This is a genomic window from Agrobacterium sp. ST15.16.024 (assembly GCF_027956545.1).
Taxonomy (GTDB): Bacteria; Pseudomonadota; Alphaproteobacteria; order Rhizobiales; family Rhizobiaceae; genus Agrobacterium; species Agrobacterium cucumeris.
This window is the reverse complement of record NZ_JAQKGO010000001.1, coordinates 1298424-1312881: the sequence shown is the minus strand read 5'-3', so window position 1 is coordinate 1312881 and position 14458 is coordinate 1298424. Positions and strand designations below refer to the sequence as shown.

General features: G+C 58.9%; 14 protein-coding genes. All 14 read right to left on the bottom strand.

What is annotated here, in order from left to right:
- Nucleotides 1-54: 54 nt before the first annotated feature.
- Complete coding sequence (lpxB, locus tag PL640_RS06470; RefSeq protein ID WP_271361147.1) at nt 55-1236, bottom strand: lipid-A-disaccharide synthase; 1182 nt, start codon at nt 1234-1236, stop codon at nt 55-57.
- Between the two features lie 4 nt (nt 1237-1240).
- Entirely contained in the window at nt 1241-2113 is an 873-nt protein-coding gene (locus PL640_RS06465) for an LpxI family protein (protein WP_271361146.1), read from the bottom strand.
- Nucleotides 2114-2116: 3 nt separating this feature from the next.
- The gene (gene lpxA, locus PL640_RS06460; protein ID WP_271361145.1) at nt 2117-2932 is read right to left on the bottom strand and encodes an acyl-ACP--UDP-N-acetylglucosamine O-acyltransferase; all 816 of its coding nucleotides are present in this window, start codon (nt 2930-2932) and stop codon (nt 2117-2119) included.
- Complete coding sequence (fabZ, locus tag PL640_RS06455) at nt 2929-3396, bottom strand: 3-hydroxyacyl-ACP dehydratase FabZ (RefSeq protein ID WP_004441570.1); 468 nt, start codon at nt 3394-3396, stop codon at nt 2929-2931. The genes lpxA and fabZ overlap by 4 nt, the downstream gene beginning before the upstream one ends.
- Entirely contained in the window at nt 3389-4456 is a 1068-nt protein-coding gene (gene lpxD, locus PL640_RS06450) for a UDP-3-O-(3-hydroxymyristoyl)glucosamine N-acyltransferase (protein ID WP_271361144.1), read from the bottom strand. The genes fabZ and lpxD overlap by 8 nt, the downstream gene beginning before the upstream one ends.
- 49 nt (nt 4457-4505) lie before the next feature.
- The gene (gene bamA / locus PL640_RS06445; protein WP_271361143.1) at nt 4506-6830 is read right to left on the bottom strand and encodes an outer membrane protein assembly factor BamA; all 2325 of its coding nucleotides are present in this window, start codon (nt 6828-6830) and stop codon (nt 4506-4508) included.
- Between the two features lie 199 nt (nt 6831-7029).
- Nucleotides 7030-8151, bottom strand: a complete 1122-nt coding sequence (gene rseP, locus PL640_RS06440; RefSeq protein WP_161991216.1) for an RIP metalloprotease RseP — start codon at nt 8149-8151, stop codon at nt 7030-7032.
- Between the two features lie 49 nt (nt 8152-8200).
- Nucleotides 8201-9034 (bottom strand): phosphatidate cytidylyltransferase, encoded by an 834-nt coding sequence (locus tag PL640_RS06435; protein WP_142839688.1) that lies wholly within the window; start codon nt 9032-9034, stop codon nt 8201-8203.
- A complete protein-coding gene (locus PL640_RS06430; protein ID WP_269697892.1) occupies nt 9034-9777 on the bottom strand; it encodes an isoprenyl transferase in 744 nt (247 codons plus the stop codon). The genes PL640_RS06435 and PL640_RS06430 overlap by 1 nt, the downstream gene beginning before the upstream one ends.
- A 64-nt stretch (nt 9778-9841) precedes the next feature.
- Nucleotides 9842-10399, bottom strand: coding sequence for a ribosome recycling factor (gene frr, locus PL640_RS06425; RefSeq protein ID WP_046800234.1), 558 nt, complete (start codon nt 10397-10399; stop codon nt 9842-9844).
- A gap of 66 nt (nt 10400-10465) precedes the next feature.
- Nucleotides 10466-11188, bottom strand: coding sequence for a UMP kinase (gene pyrH, locus PL640_RS06420; protein WP_003502561.1), 723 nt, complete (start codon nt 11186-11188; stop codon nt 10466-10468).
- Nucleotides 11189-11285: 97 nt separating this feature from the next.
- On the bottom strand, nt 11286-12212 hold the full coding sequence (gene tsf / locus PL640_RS06415) for a translation elongation factor Ts (protein WP_142839686.1): 927 nt from the start codon (nt 12210-12212) through the stop codon (nt 11286-11288).
- A 363-nt stretch (nt 12213-12575) separates the two neighbouring features.
- Nucleotides 12576-13343, bottom strand: coding sequence for a 30S ribosomal protein S2 (gene rpsB, locus PL640_RS06410; protein WP_046800236.1), 768 nt, complete (start codon nt 13341-13343; stop codon nt 12576-12578).
- 192 nt (nt 13344-13535) lie between these two features.
- Nucleotides 13536-14378 carry a cell envelope integrity EipB family protein gene (locus tag PL640_RS06405; RefSeq protein ID WP_142839685.1) on the bottom strand — a complete coding sequence of 281 codons (843 nt, stop codon included), beginning with the start codon at nt 14376-14378 and terminating at the stop codon, nt 13536-13538.
- Nucleotides 14379-14458 lie beyond the last annotated feature (80 nt).

Sequence of the window (14458 nt, the reverse complement as noted above, 5' to 3'; positions counted from 1 at the left end):
GTATTTCAGTAAGATAAACACGTTCAACCAGTGGCCAAGACGGCCAAGCCTGTGTCAGCCTTGCTGTCTGCGGCCGTTCAGCACATCGAGCAGAATGGCAGCGCCGGTTTCGCCCGGAGGCACATCGGTGTGCAGACGCTGCTGCACCAGCGCATACCCCTCAAGCATGGCCCGCCGCTCTGTGGTGTCAGATGCAAGCCGCTCTGCCCAGCGCAGCATGGATCCTGGCCGCACCACCTCGTTGAGATATTCAGGCACAACCGGGTAGTCGGCAATCAGGTTCGGAAGTGCGCCCGTCCAGGTTTTTACCCGCTTGCTCAGCATGGTGAAAATCCAGTCGGTCTTATAAACAGAAACGGTCGGCACGCCGGCAAGCGCCAGTTCGAGAATGACAGTACCGGAGGCGGCGATTGCCGCGTCGGCACGCGCAAACGCGTTCCATTTGAAGGCGGAATCGATGCCGATTTCGGGCCTTATATCTTCCGGCCATGTCGCCGCCAGCTCGCGGATACGGTTTTCCTGACGCGGCACGGTGGGCAGCACGAAACGGGTTGGGCCGTTGCGTTCCACAAAGGCCTTTGCGGCCTCTCGAAATGGCTCCATCAACCGCGTGGTTTCCGTGGAGCGCGACCCGGGCAGCAGAAGAATGGTTTTGGCTTCGCCCTTGGCCGGAAGGGGGCGTTCCGCCCGCTTTTGCCGCACCGCCAGCACATCGGGATCGACGCTGAGACGATGGCCGACAAAGGTGGTCGGCGGGCCGCTCAGACGCCGCATCGCCTCCGGCTCAAAGGGCAGCAAGGCAAGAACGTGATCGACATAGGACAACATCGCGGTGGCGCGATATTCCTTCCACGCCCAGACACTGGGGCAGACATAGTTGACGACCGGCAGATGCGGCAATTGCTTGCGGACTTTTTTCGCAACACGATGCGTGAAATCCGGGCTGTCAATGATCAGCAGAATATCCGGCTTTGCGGCGATGATCGCCTGCGCAGTCTGGTTGATGCGCGCAATGAGTTTCGGCAGCTTTTTCAGGACTTGCGTGAAGCCCATGATGGAAAGTTCGGAATAATCGAACAGCGAGGTCAGCCCCTGCGCCTCCAGCGCCTCGCCGCCGACGCCCATCAGCTCAACGGAGCCCGGATATCGGGCTTTGAGGGAGCGGATCAGATCTGCGCCCAGAAGATCGCCGGACACTTCCCCGGCAATAACCGCCACTTTTAATGTCGCCGTCATCCGATCATCTCTCCCCGATCATATCACCACCGAGTGACGTATCGATGCCGCAGACAAATATGCCCGCCTGATCGGCGGCTTTCAACATCTCGTCGCGATCCAGCACCAGCGCTCGTCCCGCTTCGACGGCGATGCCCGCCAGTCCGGCTTTCTGCGCATTTTCCACGGTTTCGATACCGATGGTCGGCAGGTCGGCGCGGATATCCTGCTGCGGCTTGCACAGCTTCACCAATACACCCCTGCGGCGGGGCGATATGCGGCCTTCGGCACGCAGTGCCGCAACACGTGCCAGCATGGCATCGGTGCCCTCAACGCCTTCCAGCGCAACAATGCGACCGCCGACCGAGACCGCCCCCTGCCCGACATCAAGTGTGCCGAGCGCAAGTGCCGCCTCGGCCGCCTTGCGAATATCTCGCAGATCTTCATCCGTGGGTTTCTGCGTGCCCAAAGTACCTGTCGTGGCAAGCAGGCCGGGCGCAATCTCGTGGGCGCCGATGACCTTTGCGCCGAGCGTGCCGATGACCTTGATCACCATCTGCAACACGGCATCATCACCGCCCGACAAAAGCGTGCGGACGATGGAGGGCAGTTTCAGCACGATGCCGACCGTCGGGCGGATCTCCCGCCATTCCGGCCGTCGCGCCACGGCGCCGGAAAGCACGACGCGGTCCACCCGGTTTTCACGCAGCAAACGGCCAAGCCCTGCCACGTCGCCCACGCTGATGACAGCATTATCGAAGCCGCTCCAGTCGAAGCTGGAATCATCGCGCAGGCGCACGATGAAAGGGTTTTCCCCCATCTCGCGGGCGGCGGCCGCCACATAAAGCGGCAGCTGGCCGCTGCCGGCCACGATGGCGAGACGCCCGCCGCCTGTCACGGCTCACTTGCCCCGATTGGGCGAAGAGATCGCGCGGTCGCTGCCCGCGCCGATGAAATCGATGACTTCGAGAGCCTGAGGGCAATCCAGATATTCATTGCGATCGATTGCCGCCGCGTTGCCACGGATCGTGCCTTCAGCCTCGAAAATCTGCTTGTAGACGCGCCGGACCTTGTGAATATCCGCCCGTTCAATACCGGCACGCGTCATGCCGACCACATTGAGGCCGCCAAGAATGCCGGGATTGCCGTTCAGCATGCCATAGGGAATGACATCGTAGTTAACCGCCGACAGCCCGCCGATAAAGGCTTGACGGCCAATGCGGGTGAACTGGTGCACGGCACAGCCGCCGCCCAGGATGGCGCGGTCTTCGATGGTCACATGGCCCGCCAGCATCACATTGTTCGACAGGATGATGTGATTGCCGAGGCGGCAATCATGCGCCACATGCGAATTGGCCAGGAACAGATTATCGTCACCGACAATGGTCTTGCCGCTGCCATCGGAACTGCCGGCGTTCATCGTCACGCCTTCGCGCATGATACAGCGTTCGCCGATCTCGAGCGTCGTTTCCGATCCATCATGGCGAACCGCCTGCGGGGTGCCGCCAATGACAGCCATGGGATGGATCACCGATCCACGGCCGATGACGGTTACGCCAGAAACGATGGCATGATTGTGCAATATGACATCATCATGCAGCGTGACCTTTGCGCCGACATAGCTGAGCGCGCCGATGACGACATTTTCACCGATAACCGCACCGTCTTCGACAATGGCGGTCGGGTGAATTTTGGCCGAGGCGGCGATCCTGCTCATTGCTGGTCCTCGGGGATCATCATCGCACCGACATCAGCCTCCGCAACCAGCGCGCCATCCACCTTCGCCTCGCAATGGAATTTGAACACGTTGCCGCGCTGACGCTGCTTGACGACGTGGATTTCCAGACGGTCGCCGGGGATAACAGGTTTGCGGAAACGCGCATTGTCGATTGTCATGAAGTAGACCAGGTGACCGCCCTCGCCCTGACTGCGAGCGCATATCGCACCTGCCGTCTGGGCCATGGCTTCGACGATCAGAACGCCTGGCATGATCGGCCGATCCGGAAAATGGCCGGTGAAATGCGGTTCGTTGACCGTGACGTTCTTAATGCCGGTCGCCGAGTTGTTACCATCGATATCGATGATCTTGTCGATCAGCAAGAACGGGTAACGATGCGGCAGAAGCTTCATGACTTCCAGAATGTCAGCCGCGCCGAGCGTCGTCTTCGTTTCTTCAGTCATTGTTTTTTTCTCCTGTTTTTTTATCACGCGCTTCAGCGCGTGCCAGAATTTCGGCCATGTCGCGCAGGAAATATTTCATCGGACGTGCAGGCGTTCCGCCATAACGGGCCCCGGCCGGAACATCGGCGACCACACCGCTCATGGCTGCGATCTGCACGCCGTCACCAATGGTGATATGGCCATTAACGCCAGCCGCGCCGCCGATCATCACGCCATCGCCAATGCGGGTGCTGCCCGCAATGCCGACCTTGCTGACGATGCCACAATGGCGGCCGATGCGCACGTTGTGACCAATCTGGACCTGATTGTCGATCTTTGTGCCTTCACCGATGACGGTGTCATCCATGGTGCCGCGATCGATCGTGGTATTGGCGCCGATCTCGACATTGTCCTGAATGATGACGCGGCCGATCTGCACGATTTTCAGCATGCCGCGGGGACCGGGAGCGTAACCGAACCCATCCTGACCGATGCGCGCGCCATTATGGATGATGACATTGTTGCCGATGAGGGCGACAAGAATGCTCGCACCACCGGAAATGGTGCAATCGCGCCCAACCTGCACATGCGGTCCGATGATGACACCCGGGCCAATTCGTGTGCCCGCACCAATATGAGCGCCGGCACCGATCACGGCGAGCGGCTCAACGATCACGCCCGCTTCCAGCTTCGCCGACGGATCGACATGGGCAGCCGGAGAAATCTCGGCTTCCATCGGCGCAATCGTCGCGGGCCGCATGGCGGAGGGATGCAGCAAGGCACCCACCTGCGCAAAAAGCGTATGCGGATTTTTCGATATCAGTGCGGGAATGTGAGACGGCACCATATTTGCCAGCGCAGCGTCGCAGATGACGGCACCAGCCTCGCAGCTTACCAGCTCATCGCGGTTCTTGCGGGAGAGAATATAGCAGAGCTGATCGGGTTTTGCCCGGTAGACCGGCGCGACGGACCTGATAATCCGCTCACCTGCCGCCTCATCAGACAGTTCCGCCCCAAAACGGTCTGCGATATCTTTCAATCGCAATCCATCGTGGGGCGGAAAAAAGGCGTTGTATTCCATAAGCCGGAAACTCCAGAACGTTCAAAGTTGCAGTTCTGGACTGCCGATATCAGAAAGTGTTGGACATGCCAAACCGGAAACGCTGTTCCTCGTCGTAGTCTTCCTTGGCGATCGGTACAGCATAGTCAACACGGATCGGACCGAAGGGCGATGCCCACATCACGCCGATACCAGCGGATGCGCGGATGGAGTTGCCATCCTTTACACCTGCACTGTTGGCGACCTTGTTGCCGTAAAGCGTACCGGCATCGACGAAACCAGCGAGACGCAGGCCGAAATCTTCCGGAACACCAGGCATCGGGGCAGTGACTTCAGCGGAAGCTGCGAAGTAGGTCGTGCCGCCGATGGAGTCGTTACCGATGCGCGGGCCAATACCGTCGTTCTTGAAGCCGCGAACCTGACGGCCGCCGAACTTGAACTGATCGAATACCAGCAGATTGTCGCCGGTGGGCACCACATGACCCGCCTGACCGGTGATCGAGCCGATGACATCGTACTCGTCCGACAGCGTGTAATAGAAGCGCGCCTTGGCGTAGATCTTGTAATATTCGGAATCGCCGCCGAGACCTGCAAATTCGTTCGTCAGGGCAGCCTGCCAGCCTTCGCGCGGCATGTTGCGGTCGTCGAGCGTATTGTAGTTCAGCGTGTTGGAGATGATGGACTGCGTCCAGTCACCGCCACGGATCAGAGCCTTATAGGGTTCGGCAAGGTTGCTGCCGGTTTCCCAATCGCCCTCGCCGTCATAGTTGAGCTGCTTGTAGGTATATTTGAACGTCGTCGAGAGATCTTCGGTGATCGGCGCGGTCACACGCAGCGCGAAGCCCTGTTCGTCGTAATCGTAATAGTCTTCGCTGCGGCTCTGGCTCTTGAACAGATCGAAACCTGCGGCCAGACGGTAGCCAAGGAAATACGGCTCGGTGAAGGACAGCGTGTAGCTGCGCGCATCGTCTTCGCCCGCACCGGCAGCGAGACGGATGTACTGGCCGCGGCCGAGGAAGTTCTTTTCTTCGATGGATGCTTCAAGCAGAACGCCGTCGTTCTGCGAATAACCAGCACCGATACCGAACGAACCCGTCGATTGATCCTCAACGTCGACAACGATGACAACGCGGTCAGGCGCGCTGCCGCCGGCGGTCGAGATGTTGACCTTCGAGAAATAACCGAGCGCTTCAAGACGACGCTTTGCCGCCGTGATGACCGTCTGGTTGAATGCATCGCCTTCGGAAATATCGAATTCGCGGCGGATGACATAGTCACGCGTACGGGTGTTGCCGCGGATTTCGATACGCTCGACATAGGCGCGTTCGCCCTGGTCGACGATATAGGTCACACCGATGGTGTTGCCGGACATATCGCGGTCACCGCGCGGCGTTACGCGGGCAAAGGGATAACCTTCGCCGGCAACGCGCTTGGAAATCGCTTCCATGCTCTGCTGAACTTCCTTGGCGCTGTAGCTGGCGCCCTGGCGGGTTTCAACGAGACCCTGCAGTTCAGAACCATCGACACCCGGAACAGTCGATTCGACAGTGACGTTGCCGAAGTCGTATTTCTTGCCTTCATCCACCGTGATGGAGATGGTGTATTCGTTCTTGGACTCATCCAGTACAGCGTCGGACGACACGACCCGGAAGTCGGCATAACCGCGGTTGTAATAGAACTGGCGCAGCGCCTCTTCGTCGGCGCGCAGCTTGTCCTCGTTATAGACGTCCTTACGTGTCAGGAACGACAGCATGTTGGACTTCTTGGTATTGATGACGGCGGCCAGACGACCGTCGCTATAGGAATTGTTGCCGACGAAATCGATGCGGCCGATCTTGGTGCGCTCACCTTCGTTGATGACGAAAGCGATGTTCACACGGCCCTGACCGACGGAAACGGTCTGCGTGGTGATTTCGACGTCGCTGCGGCCGATTGCGGCATAAGCTTCCTTGATGCGGGCGATATCCGCAGTCACGATCGCCTGATTGAACGGGCCGAGCGACTGGGTCTGCACGATGCCAACGAGCTTGTCGTCCTTGATCTTGCGGTTACCGTTGAAGACAACCTGGTTGACCAGCTGGTTCTCGTTGACGGTCACGACCAGCGTGCTGCCGGAAACGCGCATGGAGACATTCGAGAAGTAACCGGTGGCGTAAAGACGCTTCACCGATTCATCGATATCCGAATTGGAAAAGTTTTTACCCGGCGCAATGGTGATGTTGGAACGCACGGAGTCCGCACCGGACCTCTCGGCCCCGCGAACATCGATCTTGCTGATAACGGCTGCATTTGCAGCACCAGCAGAGGCAAGCACGCCAAGGCCCGCAACCGAAGAAACACCAGCAGACAGCGCAACCGCCGACACAGCGTTCAAAAATCTTGAACCAGCCTTCATTTCAAATCTTACCTTTTTACGTTGTCCCTCAGCGGGCGGAACCCGACTCCGGCCATGTGCGTCGTTTTACCTGCTTTTCCCCTACAAGCAAGTCAGAACGTTAAATTCTGTTTACTTCGTGATCCAGAGTGGCTCATTCGCCACTTCGGCATAAAAACAAGGTAAACAAGCCCCTAACAAAACCGTTAAAACACAATCCTCAGCCGATCAAGCTGCTGATATCATTCCATGTTGCAAAAACCATAAGTCCCAGAATCATTGCCATGCCGATACGGAAGGCAACTTCCTGCGCGCCGGCGCCAAGCGGCCTGCCGCGAATGGCCTCGATGGCATAAAACACTAGGTGTCCACCGTCCAGAACCGGGACAGGCATCAGGTTGAGAAGCCCGATCGACACTGAAAGCACGGCGGCGAGCTGGATGACGGCTGCAATGCCGAGTGTTGCCATCTGGCCGGATGCCTGCGCAACGCGGACCGGACCACCCAGCTGATCGGCATTCATGCGGCCGGTCACGAGATTGCCGATATAGTTGAAGGTGCCGGTGATGACGTGGCCCGTCTCGCGTACGCCCTCAAGCAGGGCCTCAGACGTCGAATATTCAATATGGCGGAAGTTGCCACTGGTCTGGTCGGTGACGATGCCGATGATGCCCATTTCCAGCTTGTTGCCGAACTGGTCCGTCGTCTCGGTGCGGGTCGGCACCATCGGCAGCTTCAGCTCCTCGCCTGCCCTTTCGACAGTCACGGTGATCGGCGTGCCCGGCCGGATGCCGACGTAACGACGGACATCCTCGAAAGTCATGACCTTTTCACCGTCGATCGCCACCAGACGGTCGCCAGGGCGTACGCCTGCCGCTGCGGCAGCGCTGTTTTCACGCACCTCGGCCACCACAGGATCGGCGATCATCCGGCCATAAACACCGAACAGAACCGCAAAGATGAGAATCGCCAGGATGAAGTTGGCGATGGGCCCCGCCGCAACCGTTGCCGCCCGTTTCCACAATTTTGCACCGGCAAGTGTCTGCGCCCTCTCCTCGAGCGACATATGCGACATGCCGGAACTGTCCGGCTTGCTCGCGGCATCTTCGTCGCCGAAGAACTTAACGTAGCCGCCGAGAGGGATCGCGGAAATCTTCCAGCGCGTGCCATGCCGGTCGGTGAAGCCGATCAGTTCCGGGCCGAAGCCGATGGAGAATGCGGTGGAGCGAATGCCGCTCCAGCGGCCGACGAGATAATGGCCCATTTCATGGACGAAAACGAGCAGGGAAAGCACCAGGATGAAGGGCACGATGTAGCCGGTCAGAAAACCGGTCGCCGCCATTACTGTGTTCATGACAATCTGCCCTTTATGTCGTGACCTTTCGCGCCGCTTAAAAGCCCGGCAGGAGACCGCCGCCCGATCCGGGCACGTCGCCGGTTGCCGCCGCATGCACGAAAGCAATGAGGAATACCGTAAAGCAGGCGAAAACAAGACCGTCAACACGGTCCATGAAGCCGCCATGGCCCGGGATGAGATGGCTGGAATCCTTGACCTGGAAACGCCGTTTCACGAAGGATTCGAAAAGATCGCCAATCTGGCTGAAGACGGAGAGGATAAGCGCGAGCCCAAGCACCAGCAGACTGATCCTGCCGTGATAGGCGAGCGATACCGCACCGCCGCCGATCAGCGCGGCCACGGCCCCACCAATCGCGCCGGACCAGGTCTTGCCGGGAGAAATCGCCGGCGCGAGCTTTGGCCCGCCAATGGCGCGCCCGACGAAATAAGCAAGAATATCCGTCGACCAGACAACGGCGAAAATGAACAGGATGGAGACGAAGCCGGTCAACTCGTCGCCACGAATGGCTGCCAGCGAAATGCCGCTGAGACCGGCATAGATGATGCCGCCCACCAGCCACCAGTTCCTGCCGCGCAGAACGGGGAAAAGTGCTGCCGTCAGCGTAAAACCTGACAGCAGCGGCAGATCAAGCGAAGGTTCGCCAAAAATCGTGTTGCCGGCGATGACGGCAACCGCAAACCAGCCCCAGGCATTGCCGGTGGAATTGGTTTCGGACAGCCGGGTAATCGTCGACCACTCATAATAGATGAGGATCGCCAGAAGACCGGCCACGATGCGAAACAGAATGCCGCCATACCAGGTGGCGGCCAATATGACCGCCGCCATGACGATTGCGGACACGATCCGCAGTCTGAGTTCACGGCTCATCAGGCGCCTGCCACGGCAACCGGCTCGGCGATGGCGCCGAAGCGGCGATTACGCGTTGCATATTGCTCGATTGCAGAAAAGAACAGCTGCCGGTCGAAGTCGGGCCAATATTCCGGAACGAACAGGAACTCGGAATAGGCCGCCTGCCAGAGCAGGAAATTCGACAGGCGTTCTTCGCCGCTGGTGCGGATGATGAGATCGGGATCCGGCATTCCGCACGTATCAAGTCTCGCCGAGATCATCTCCGGCGTGATCGATGCCGCATCCAGCCGGCCTTCGGCGACATCGCGGGCAATCGCCATGGTGGCGCGGGTAATCTCGTCACGGCTGCCGTAATTGAAGGCGATCACCAGCGTCAGCTTGGTGTTGTCAGCCGTCATCTGCTCGGCTTCTTCAAGAAGGCAGCGGATGTCGTTTTTCAGGCCCTGCCGGTCGCCGATGATGCGCACACGGACGTTTTCACGATGCAGTTCCGCAAGGTCGCGCCGGATGAAGGCCTTCAGAAGCCCCATAAGATCGCTCACCTCGGATTCCGGCCTGCGCCAGTTTTCCGAAGAGAAAGCGAACAGCGTGAGATAGCGGATGCCGCAGTCGCCAGCCGCACGCACGGTTTCGCGCACGGCCTCAACCCCGCGGCGATGCCCCATTACGCGCGGAAGACCGCGCTGTTTTGCCCAACGCCCATTTCCATCCATGATGATGGCGACGTGCTCGGGTATTGAGGAACGTGTCGTCGTCGGCATATCGATCCAGTAACAGGCAGTGCGAAATTAAAACGAATAAAATACAGGTCTATCACAAGGGATATTAGACCTGCATGATTTCCCTTTCCTTCTCGCCAAGCAAGCGTTCAATCTCGGAAATCGTGTCGTCGGTCATTTTCTGGACCTTTTCGGACTGTCCGCGGCTTTCGTCCTGACCGATGTCACCGTCCTTTTCGGCTTTTTTCAGGCCATCCATGCCGTCGCGGCGCACATGGCGAATCGCCACCTTGGCTTTTTCGGCATAGTCGTGAGCCACCTTGACGAGCGATTTGCGGCGCTCTTCGTTGAGTTCAGGCAGCGGAATTCGCAGGTTCTGGCCGTCGACGATCGGGTTCAGGCCGAGATTGGATTCGCGAATGGCGCGGTCGACGGCATTGACCATCGACTTGTCCCAGATGTTGACGCCAAGCATGCGCGGCTCGGGAACGGTGATGTTTGCCACCTGGTTGAGAGGCACACGCGAGCCATAGGCCTCGATGGTCACCGGGTCGAGAATGTTGGCCGAAGCACGACCGGTGCGCAGCGATGCTATATCGCTCTTGAACGCATTGATGGCGCCATCCATGCGGCGCTTGATATCGTTGAGGTCAATACCACTCATCTAGATACTCCATCTCTGTCGGCCATAATGGCCGGAATTCGCCCCGGGGGCGGCATGTTTTTTTGATTACTTGTCGTGCACGATGGTCTTGCGGCCGCCGCCGGTCAATATCTGTGCGAAACCGCCCTTCTCGTGGATCGAGAAGACAATGATCGGGATATGGTTTTCGCGGGCAAGTGCCACAGCCGCGATATCCATCACCGCAAGGCCCTTGCCGAGCACTTCGCTATGGGTCAGCTCGTCGAAACGGGTGGCCGTCGGGTCCTTCTTCGGATCGGCAGAATAAATGCCATCCACCTGCGTGCCCTTGAAGATCGCCTCCGCACCCATTTCGGCAGCGCGCAGCGCCGCGGCGGAATCGGTGGTGAAGAAGGGGTTGCCGGTACCGCCGGCGAAAATCACCACGCGCCCCTGCGCGAGATGATGGAGCGCCGCACGCTGCGAGAAGCTCTCGCAGATTTCAGGCATGGCGATTGCGGAGAGAACGACGGTGTCGATGCTGAGCTTGCGAAGCGAGGTTGCGAGCGCCAGTGCATTGATGACGGTTGCCAGCATGCCCATATGGTCGCCGGTGACGCGATCGCCACCCTTGGATGCCACGGCCACGCCGCGGAAAATATTGCCGCCGCCGACGACGACGCCGACTTCAACGCCCATCGCCCTTGCCTCGGCAATATCGGAGGCGATCCGGTCGGCCACCGCCACATCGATACCGAAACCCTGATCACCCATGAGGGCTTCACCGGAAGCCTTGAGAAGAACACGTTTGTAGATCGGCTTGGAAGACATCATGACTCCTCGGAAATGTAACCGAAACGCGGATACACGAAGGGCACCGCGTTGTCACGCGATGCCCTCCCGTTTTCCCAAGATTGGGTAAATATAATCAGCCCTTGGCGACTGCGGCGACTTCTGCTGCGAAATCGCTTTCTTCCTTCTCGACACCTTCGCCGAGCAGCAGGCGAACCATGCCGGTCACTTCGATGGAAGCGCCAGCTTCCTTTTCAGCTTCCTTGACGGCAGCGCCGACAGTGATGTCGGGGTTGATGACGAAAGCCTGCGACAGAAGGGCGACTTCTTCGAAGAACTTGCGCATGCGGCCATCAACCATCTTTTCGATGATGGCTTCCGGCTTGCCGGATTCGCGGGCCTGTTCGATGAAGACGTTGCGTTCGCGTTCAGCAACAGCGGCGTCAACTTCTTCAGCGCGGATGGCGAGCGGGTTGGTTGCAGCGATGTGCATGGCAACCTGACGGCCGATCGAGTTCAGGACAGCCTTGTCACCTTCCGACTTCAGGGCAACGAGAACGCCGAGCTTGCCGATGCCGTCGCCGGCAGCGTTGTGGACGTAGGTCGCGACAACGCCGTGCGGAACTTCAAGCGCTGCGGAACGGCGCAGCGTCATGTTTTCACCGATGGTGGCGATGGCGTCCTTGATGCTGTCGGAAACGTTCTTGCCGGTCGCCGGGTAGTTGGCGGCGGAAACAGCCTCAACGGTGCCGTCGGTGGTCAGGGCAACCTGGGCGATACCGCGGATGAGATCCTGGAACGCGTCGTTACGGGCAACGAAGTCGGTCTCGGAGTTGAGTTCGACAACAACAGCCTTGTGACCCATGGTGGCGACGCCGATCAGACCTTCGGCAGCCGTGCGGCCGGACTTCTTGTCGGCCTTTGCGATGCCCTTGGCGCGCAGCCAGTCGATCGCCGCTTCCATGTCGCCATTGGTTTCAGCAAGAGCCTTCTTGCAGTCCATCATGCCTGCGCCGGATTTCTCGCGCAGTTCCTTCACCATTGCGGCTGTGATTTCGGTCATTGTTTGCCTCTTATCGGTTCGATCGGTCAGCCGGCTGAATTTGCCGTGCCGAATTTCTGGGTGATGAGTGTACCCGGCCGCACACCCTTTGAAACCGGAGAGGATTTCAGGAAAGGGGTATGCGCATTCCCAAGTGCTGCGGCGTCTCCATACATCGAAATGATGGGTGCCGCCGAAGTGTGACAGCGTTATGAAGACTGCTTTCCGTTTCAACCACATCAGACGCCGGCGGTTTCCAAAAAAACCGGGGCGGAGCGATATGAAACGAACAAGGCCGTCAACCCATTGAAGGTCTTTGACGGCCTTGTCATATCCTGGTCGAGGAGACGGCGATCAAGAAATCGCCGCCAGACAGGGCCTAAATCAGGCGCCAGCCTCGTCTTCGAGAGCGGGCTCGATCGGAGCTTCTTCAGCAGCGCCGATGTCGCGGCCGGAAGCGCCCTGCTGACGTGCGATACCGTCGATGGCAGCGCGGGCGATCAGGTCGCAATAAAGCGAGATGGCGCGCGATGCGTCGTCGTTACCGGGGATCGGGTAGTCAATGTGATCCGGGTCGCAGTTGCTGTCGATGATCGCAACGACCGGAATGCCAAGACGCTTGGCTTCTTCGATCGCGATCTTTTCCTTGTTGGTGTCGATGATGAACATCAGGTCCGGAACGCCGCCCATATCGCGGATACCGCCGAGAGCCTTTTCAAGCTTTTCGCGCTCGCGCTCAAGGTTCAGGCGTTCCTTCTTGGAATAGCCGGAGCCTTCCGAGTTGAGGATTTCGTCAACCTTGCGCAGACGCTGGATCGAGTTCGAAATGGTCTTCCAGTTGGTCATCATGCCGCCGAGCCAGCGGGAGTTGACGTAATACTGGGCCGAACGCTTTGCGCTGTCGGCGATGATTTCCGACGCCTGGCGCTTGGTGCCAACGAACAGAACGCGGCCGCCACGGGCAACGGTGTCGGACACGACCTGAAGGGCGCGCGACAGCATCGGAACGGTCTGAGCCAGATCGATGATGTGGATGTTGTTACGGTCGCCGAAGATGTACGGCTTCATCTTCGGGTTCCAGCGGTGCGTCTGGTGGCCGAAGTGAACACCAGCTTCCAGAAGCTGGCGCATAGAAAAATCGGGCAATGCCATGCCTTGTTACTCCTTTTCCGGTTTAACCCCCGCGAAGCGAACAGCACCGATTTTCATCGATACCACCGGGCGGAACGGACCGGATTTCTCCCGGAACATCCCAAGCTTCGCGTGTGGAATGGTGAGCCGCATACAGTCGCCTGCATGAAAATGCAAGCATTTATGCGAAAAAATCGCTCAAATAGCCGCGTTTCAGCGGACTGGCTTGCTTTCGCAGGTTTCGGGCTTGAGAATATCAAGCTTCGCAAGCTTACCCGTCAGAACGAAATCGCCGTAATCCATCGTCAGATCGCGGGTGATTCCGTTTTCGTAAAGCTTGAATGACATGCGGTAGATCGGCAGGGCGTCGGTGCCGGTCTTGTCGTTGTAATAGGCGATCGTTACCGGCCAGAATGCCGCCTTGGCGAAATCACCCGCCTTGCCGGCGTCCGCGTCGCCATCCTTCGGGGTCTGTGACTTGCCGACCAGCGTCGAGGTGATCAGGCTCTCATCGCCATCATCGGAACCGTCGAAAATCCGCGATTCGAAGATGCGCTTTCCCTGCCTGGCATGTTCGATGACCTGAAACATATGCTGCGTCGGGAATTCGCTGGCGACAAGACTGACCTGGCGGGCATCAGGCCTGGTCAGATCGACCTTCACGCCGTCGGTGCCGTCGATTGCCGCCCCCTGCACTTCCTTGTCCAGCTTGTCGTCGGTGTAGGACTTGGTCTCGAAGGTGAATTTCTTCGCGGCCAGATCCTCGAAGGTGGTGGTCTGCTGGTCGGTCATGCGAACCGCATCGCCGGTGTTGATCTGCGTCACGAAGCGGAAATCCGTCTTGTAACCCTGACAGGCCGAGCCGGTGAATTCATAGACCATGCGGCCGGTCATGCCCTCGATGCCGGAGCGGTCGGACGCGTCCTTGAGTTCGAGATCATAGACTGCGCGGTGGGCGACGAGGTCCGGAACCGCCACCGGCAAGGCATTGGCGGCGTTTGACAGGCCGGTCATAAGCCCTGTTGCGGCAACGAAACCAAGCGTCCTGACAAACATGCAATATCTCCTGTTGGAAGAGCCGCTCATATTGTACAAGCAACCGCCCGGCTTTTGGATCAACATCTTCTGAATGCCGG

Excerpts from the sequence above, each read along its gene's own strand:
- tsf (WP_142839686.1), bottom strand. The coding sequence starts at position 12,212 with ATGACCGAAATCACAGCCGCAATGGTGAAGGAACTGCGCGAGAAATCC.
- pyrH (WP_003502561.1), bottom strand. The coding sequence starts at position 11,188 with ATGTCTTCCAAGCCGATCTACAAACGTGTTCTTCTCAAGGCTTCCGGT.
- rseP (WP_161991216.1), bottom strand. The coding sequence starts at position 8,151 with ATGGCGGCGACCGGTTTTCTGACCGGCTACATCGTGCCCTTCATCCTG.
- lpxD (WP_271361144.1), bottom strand. The coding sequence starts at position 4,456 with ATGGAATACAACGCCTTTTTTCCGCCCCACGATGGATTGCGATTGAAA.
- bamA (WP_271361143.1), bottom strand. The coding sequence starts at position 6,830 with ATGAAGGCTGGTTCAAGATTTTTGAACGCTGTGTCGGCGGTTGCGCTG.
- fabZ (WP_004441570.1), bottom strand. The coding sequence starts at position 3,396 with ATGACTGAAGAAACGAAGACGACGCTCGGCGCGGCTGACATTCTGGAA.
- frr (WP_046800234.1), bottom strand. The coding sequence starts at position 10,399 with ATGAGTGGTATTGACCTCAACGATATCAAGCGCCGCATGGATGGCGCC.
- rpsB (WP_046800236.1), bottom strand. The coding sequence starts at position 13,343 with ATGGCATTGCCCGATTTTTCTATGCGCCAGCTTCTGGAAGCTGGTGTT.
- lpxB (WP_271361147.1), bottom strand. The coding sequence starts at position 1,236 with ATGACGGCGACATTAAAAGTGGCGGTTATTGCCGGGGAAGTGTCCGGC.
- lpxA (WP_271361145.1), bottom strand. The coding sequence starts at position 2,932 with ATGAGCAGGATCGCCGCCTCGGCCAAAATTCACCCGACCGCCATTGTC.
- PL640_RS06435 (WP_142839688.1), bottom strand. The coding sequence starts at position 9,034 with ATGAGCCGTGAACTCAGACTGCGGATCGTGTCCGCAATCGTCATGGCG.
- PL640_RS06405 (WP_142839685.1), bottom strand. The coding sequence starts at position 14,378 with ATGTTTGTCAGGACGCTTGGTTTCGTTGCCGCAACAGGGCTTATGACC.
- PL640_RS06430 (WP_269697892.1), bottom strand. The coding sequence starts at position 9,777 with ATGCCGACGACGACACGTTCCTCAATACCCGAGCACGTCGCCATCATC.